Source organism: Rubrobacter calidifluminis, assembly GCF_028617075.1.
Lineage (GTDB): Bacteria > Actinomycetota > Rubrobacteria > Rubrobacterales > Rubrobacteraceae > Rubrobacter_E > Rubrobacter_E calidifluminis.
Genome location: NZ_JAQKGV010000015.1, coordinates 89,382 through 95,381, shown reverse-complemented (window position 1 = coordinate 95,381; position 6,000 = coordinate 89,382). Strand labels below are relative to the sequence as shown.

Below are 6,000 nucleotides of genomic sequence, written 5' to 3'. Positions count from 1 at the left end.
TCACCGACCGCTACGGGAACGCGCGTCCCCGCACCCAGACCGCGCCGGTCCCGCCCGCCTCTCCGAGGTCGAAGGGGTTCTCACCTATGATCTCACCGGGTCCCTCCAGATCCAACACGACCTCTCCCGCGGCGCGGGGACGCGCGTTCCCGTAGCGGTCGGTGATGCAGAAGACGACCCTTGTTGCGTCCGAGCCGTCGCCGGATATCCCAGCGTCATCGGAAGAGACGGTGAGCCGGTCCTGCTCCTCGTCCGCCGAGAACACCCTGGAGGCGACCTTCCTCGCCCCCACGTAGCCGTCTATCTCGAGCTCAGGCCTGCTCCCCCGTCCGACCCTGAGGTCGGCGAAGAAGGGCGGGTGGGGAAGGTTGCCGTAGCGGCTGCGGTCGGGGAGCAGGGTGGAATGGTGCTCCCCGTCCATATAGACCTCGAGGCGCTCGCAGTTCGAGAAGATCGGGGCCTCCCCGCCCGGCCCGTCCGGCGTCTCCGGCCCGAAGTACCAGTAGAAGGCGGGCTCTATGACCGGCCCTTCGGCGATGTCCCTCTGCGCGCGGTAGAAGGCGGCGCCCGGTTTGGGGATCCGGAAGACGTCGCAGACCCCGGGGCTCTTGACGTCCCGGGAGGAGTCGACCGGGGAGTTGTAGTCGAAGGCGCACCAGCCGAGCACCCCGGCGATGCGCCGGTCGCCCGCGACCGCCTCGTGGGCCCGCGCGTGGCGCATCGCCTGCAGGGCCTGCACCCGGGGTGGGTCGGTGCGCCGGTAGTGGCGGCGGAACCCCCGCAGCCTCCCGGGCGCCTTCTGCCCCACGGCCTCGGAGACGAGGTAGAGCGGTCTGTGGGGCGGTCCCGGCGGGAAGCTGTAGTCGTTGTGTCCGAAGACGTCTTGACGCAGGGGATGGCTTCTCCTGTGGTACGCGCCGGCGGTCTGGCGGGTGCCGTCGAGACCGTGGGCGAGGCGGTTGAGCGAGGCGAAGAAGCCGGGGTGGTCGCGGTCGGATTCGTTCACCCTCACGCCCCACACGACGACCGAAGGGCGGTTGCGGTCGCGCAGGATCATACGCCGCACGCCCTCCGCTGCCGCCTCCCGCCACCTCCTTCCGCCGACGTGGTGCCAGCCGGGCATCTCCTCCCAGACCAGCAGCCCGAGCTCGTCGCAGGCGTCGAGGAAGGCCTCCGACTGCGGGTAGTGCGAGCAGCGGACCATGTTGCAGCCAAGCTCTCTTTTGAGGATCTCGGCGTCTCTGCGCTGGATTCGCGCGGGCATCGCCCCGCCGACGTGGGGGAAGAGCTCGTGCCGGTTGAGACCCCTTATCTGAAGCCGCCGGCCGTTGAGGAAGAAGCCCTCCGGCGTGAAACGCGCCTCCCTGAAGCCCGTGCGCAACCTCCTGCGATGGACCTCGAGCCTCCCACGCATGAGACGCGCCTCGACCTCGTAGAGCCTCGGATGCTCGACGTCCCACCGCTCCACCTCCCCGACCCCGCAGAGCGGGATGCGTACGGTCCCGCGGGCGACGCCCCCGCGACCCTCGGCAACGACGCGCCCGCCGTCGAGCAGGAGGACACGGACCGAGAGGCCTTCCTCCGGTGGCCCGTCGAGCGAGAGCAGCGCCTCCACCACCCCCCTCTGCCCCACCCGTACGAACACGTCTGAGACGAACGTATCGGGCACCACCTCGAGCGAGACGCCCCGGTGTATCCCGCCGAAGGTGTCGAAATCGAGAGCCCTCCCGCCGAAGGGAGGGACGTCCCGCAGGCTCCGCCGGGTGTCGAGCACGACCGAGAGCAGGTTGTCCTCCTCCGGAACGAGGTGCCCGGTGAGCTCGAAGCAGAACGGGGTGTAGCCGCCCCTGTTCTCGCCGAGCAGCGTACCGTTGATATAAACCTTCGATACACACATCGCCCCCTCGAAGCGGACGAAGGCGCGCTTCCCGGTCCAGACTGCCGGTGGGGTCAAGTGCCGGCGGTAGATCCAGACCCCCTCGTAGCGGGAGCGGTCCACGTCGTGCCAGGGGAGGCGGGCGACGGAGTGGGGGAGCGTGACGGGCTCGAAGCCGGAATCGTCGAAGCCGGGCAGGTGGGCCCCCTCTCTCATCCGCCCGCCGAAGAGCCAGCCGCCGTCGAGCGGTATCACGCCCGGCGGCTCTGGAGGAGCAGGGTGGTGACGCTGCGGGGGGAGAGGGCGGCGACGAGCAGGTCGCGGCGCACCGACGGCGGGGCCACCGGCTCGAGGTTGCGGCTCTCGCTCGTCTCGTAGGCGGCGGTAGGATGAAGGTGCGGCTCGGGGAGGCGCAGGCGCAGGGTGCGAGGTGAGCGGGAGTCGTTCGTGGCGACGATCTGCCACCCGCCACCGCCCGAGAAAGCCAGCACCTTGAGGCCCGCGGGAGCGCCGAGCACGTCGTGGCACAGGTATCCGGGGCGGACGAAGCGGCTGAAGTTACCCATGACCCAGTAGCGCTTGGTCAGGTAGAGCTGCTGGTTGCCGTTCTCCCGGTAGTCCGGGTCGTAGTAGATGAGGCCCTTGTCGTAGCCGAGGGAGTTCATACGGTAGGGACAGGAGGGGTCTTTCATCGGGTCGCAGCCGAGGGCCGAGGAGAGCGCCACCCACCAGTGCCAGGCCGCGTCGTTCGCCTGGGTGAGGTCCTGATGGATCGCGCCGGCCATCCACAGCGCGCTCGTCATCGTCGGGTCGTACTGCCGGCCGTAGGTCTTCGTCCGGCTGTCCCAGCAGCTGATCTCGGTCATCCACAGCGGGCGGTCGAAGAACTCCCCGACGAGCCGCCGGGCCCGCCGAAGCGTCGCGTCGTCCGGGTAGTCGTACGTGTGGTGGGCGAGGGCTGCGACCTGCTCGGCCGCTGCCGGGACGTTCATCCAGGCCGGGACCTCGGGGATGAACTGGCTGCCCACCTGGCTCGACTCGTCGGCGACGACGCGCGAGTGCGGGGCGCGGCGGGCGAGCTCCCGCCCCAGGTGCTCGACCAGTATCGCCCGCTGGATGATCGGGACGGCCATCCCCTCCTGCACCCCCCCGCCCCAGACGTAGTCCGGCTCGTTCATCGGGCTTATGTACGAGAGGGTTATACCCTCGCTCCGGAAATGCTCCGCCACGTCCGCCAGGTATCGGGCGTAGTGCGGTTCGGCGCCGCGGATCAGGTACCCACCCGTGTTCAGGTGGTTGGTGGTCCAGAGAGCCGGGGCGCTGTTCGCGAAACCGACGATGATCGGGACCCCATGCCCGGCGGCAAGCTCCAGGAAGAGCCTTCCGCCCGGGTCGCGGCTCCAGTCGTAGACGCCGGGACGCACCAGGAAGGTCTGGGGTGCGTGATCGGGGATCCTCACCCCCACCCCTCCCCCGCCGATGTTGTAGCGGTAGACGCTGAGCCCTATCCCCTTATCCCGGTCGAAGAGGAGCTCGCCCACCCTCCTCCGCACCCCGGGGTCGAAGTGGACGAGGTCGTTGGGCCACCAGGCCCCCGACGCCCCGAAGCCCTGCATGGTCTGGGAAGGCTCCTTCCTGACGGAGGCCGCAGAGGAACGTTCTGCCGATAGGAACCAGGGCTTCCTGCCGCCCGCGGCGATGGCCGCCGCGGCGGCTCCGGTCACCCCGAGCTTCAGGAACCCCCGGCGATCCAACTTTCCAACCCGGCCCAGAGACCTCACCTCAACCTCCGCTTCGCCCGCAGCCGCACATCATATACGCTGAACGCAGGGCCATACATACCCCCGCTGCATGGTTACGCCGGCCCGCTGGGAAGGTCTCTAGACCGGTTACCGATTTCTGGAACGCTGGGCCGGGTTGAGCCGAACCCCAAGAACCCTAACTAACGGACAGGAGATCCCTAGCTGAAGCCCACCCATTTCTTCTCGCTCATGCCGCTCTCTACCGCCTTCTCGATGAAGCGCACCCCTCTGGCTCCGTCGTAGACTGTCGGGAATTCAGCATCTCCTTCAAGCGTACGACCTTCTCGCCTGGCGCGTATCGCTTCGGCAACACCGGAGTAGACGTTGGCGAACGCCTCAATGAAGGCTTCTGGATGGCCGGGGGGCAGTCTGGTGACTCCTTTGGCGGCTTTGCAAAGATAATCGTTGCCCCTCTTCAGCACTTGAGTCGGTGCCCCAGAGGGTTTAAAGATGAGGCAGTTGGGCTCCTCTTGGTTCCACCGTAGTCCACCTTCGGTTCCGTAGACCTTGATACTCAAAGCGTTCTCCTCGCCGGCAGCGACCTGCGAGGCTATAAGTACGCCTCTGGCACCTCCTTTGTAGCGAATGAGCAGGTTGGCATCATCATCCAGGCGCCTACCCTCTACAAAGGTCGTGAGGTCCGCACAGATCTCCGAGACTTCGAGTCCGGTGATGGTCGAGACAAGATTCTCGGCGTGAGAACCGATATCCCCCATGGCTCCCGCAATGCCGGCAATTTCGGGGTCGGTACGCCACCGCGCTTGCTTGTTGTTCTCTTCCACGTCGCCGGCTAGCCAGCCCTGGCTGTACTCGACGATAACCTTACGGACCTCTCCGAGGTCTCCGCGCCTGACCATGTACCGGGCCTGCTTCACCATCGGATAGCCGGTGTAGTTGTAAGTGACGCAGAAGACAATCTCCCGTTCCTCGACGGCCTCGACGAGCTTCTGCGCCTGCTCAGAGGTGTGGACCATCGGTTTGTCCACGACCACGTTGAAACCAGCCTCGACGAAAGCCTTGGCCACCGGAAAGTGAAGGTTGTTGGGGGTCACGACGCTGATGAAGTCTACGCGTTCTTTCTCCGGCAGTGAGAGCTCCCCTTCCAGCATCTCCTGCCAAGTGGCGTAAATGCGCTCTTCGGGAAGTCCGATCTCCTGGCCGGAGGCGAAAGCCTTCTCTTTGGTCGAGGAGAGAGCGCCAGCGACCAGTTCGATCTGCCCGTCCATCAAAGCGGCGCTGCGGTGCACCGCCCCGATGAGCGATCCCGCCCCCCCGCCTACCATGCCCATCTTCAGTTTCCTCACTACCCCTCCTCCCCGAAAGCCGCATCGAAAGCCCTCTCCGCGGGCTCGAAGTCCAGCCTCCTCACGTATTCACAGGACTCCCTCGCCCCGTGCACCCGGTCCATCCCGGAGTCCTCCCACTCCACCGAGAGCGGGCCTTCGTAACCAATGCGATTCAGGGCCCTTACGATCTCCTCAAAGTTCACCCCTCCGCGACCGACTGAGCGGAAGTCCCACCCGCGACGGTGATCGCCAAAAGACAGGTGCGAGGAGAGGATGCCACTCCTGCCGTCGAGAGTACGCACTGCGTCTTTCATGTGGACGTGGTAGATGCGCTCCGGGAAGCGCTCTATGAACTTCACCGGGTCCACGAACTGCCAGTAGAGGTGGCTCGGGTCAAAGTTGAATCCGAACGCCTCCCGGTGCCCGATAATCTCCATCGCCCGTGCCGCCGTATAGATATCGTAGGCGATCTCCGTGGGGTGCACCTCGAAGGCGAACCTCACGCCCTCCTCGTCGAACACATCGAGGATAGGATTCCACCGCCGGGCAAACTCTTCGTAGCCAGCCTCGATCTTCTCCTGCGAAGTAGGCGGGAAGAAGTAGAGCTTGTGCCAGACGGGGCTGCCAGTAAACCCGGTAACGACATCTACCCCGAACTTCTTAGCAGCCCTCGCCGTTGCTTTCATCTCCTCGGCGGCGCGCTGCCGCACCCCTTCGGGGTCACCATCTCCCCACACGTGGGCGGGCAAGATGGCCCTGTGTCTCTCGTCTATCGGGTCGCAGACCGCCTGGCCGACGAGGTGGTTACTGATCGCACGGCACTCAAGCCCATTATCAGAGAGTAGCTTGCGTTGTCTTTCAATGTAGCCTTCCTCGGAGAGAGCGCGGTCCACCTCGAAGTGGTCCCCTCCGCAGGCCAGCTCCAGGCCATCATAGCCCATCTCTCTGGCAAGCGGAGCAAGCTTCTCCAGCGGCATATCCGCCCACTGGCCAGTAAAAAGAGTCACCGGTCTAGGCAATTCTCCTCCTGATCAAC

Annotated in this window: 4 protein-coding genes; all 4 read right to left on the bottom strand. The window is 65.9% G+C overall.

Annotated features, from left to right (window positions below; genetic code table 11):
• Nucleotides 1–10 precede the first annotated feature (10 nt).
• Nucleotides 11–2,131 (bottom strand): glycoside hydrolase family 2 protein, encoded by a 2,121-nt coding sequence (locus tag PJB24_RS12650; protein ID WP_273846395.1) that lies wholly within the window; start codon nt 2,129–2,131, stop codon nt 11–13.
• Nucleotides 2,128–3,657 (bottom strand): glycoside hydrolase, encoded by a 1,530-nt coding sequence (locus PJB24_RS12645; protein ID WP_273846394.1) that lies wholly within the window; start codon nt 3,655–3,657, stop codon nt 2,128–2,130. The genes PJB24_RS12650 and PJB24_RS12645 overlap by 4 nt, the downstream gene beginning before the upstream one ends.
• A gap of 179 nt (nt 3,658–3,836) precedes the next feature.
• Nucleotides 3,837–4,982 (bottom strand): Gfo/Idh/MocA family protein, encoded by a 1,146-nt coding sequence (locus tag PJB24_RS12640; protein ID WP_273846393.1) that lies wholly within the window; start codon nt 4,980–4,982, stop codon nt 3,837–3,839.
• Nucleotides 4,982–5,983, bottom strand: coding sequence for a sugar phosphate isomerase/epimerase family protein (locus tag PJB24_RS12635; protein WP_273846392.1), 1,002 nt, complete (start codon nt 5,981–5,983; stop codon nt 4,982–4,984). The genes PJB24_RS12640 and PJB24_RS12635 overlap by 1 nt, the downstream gene beginning before the upstream one ends.
• Nucleotides 5,984–6,000 lie beyond the last annotated feature (17 nt).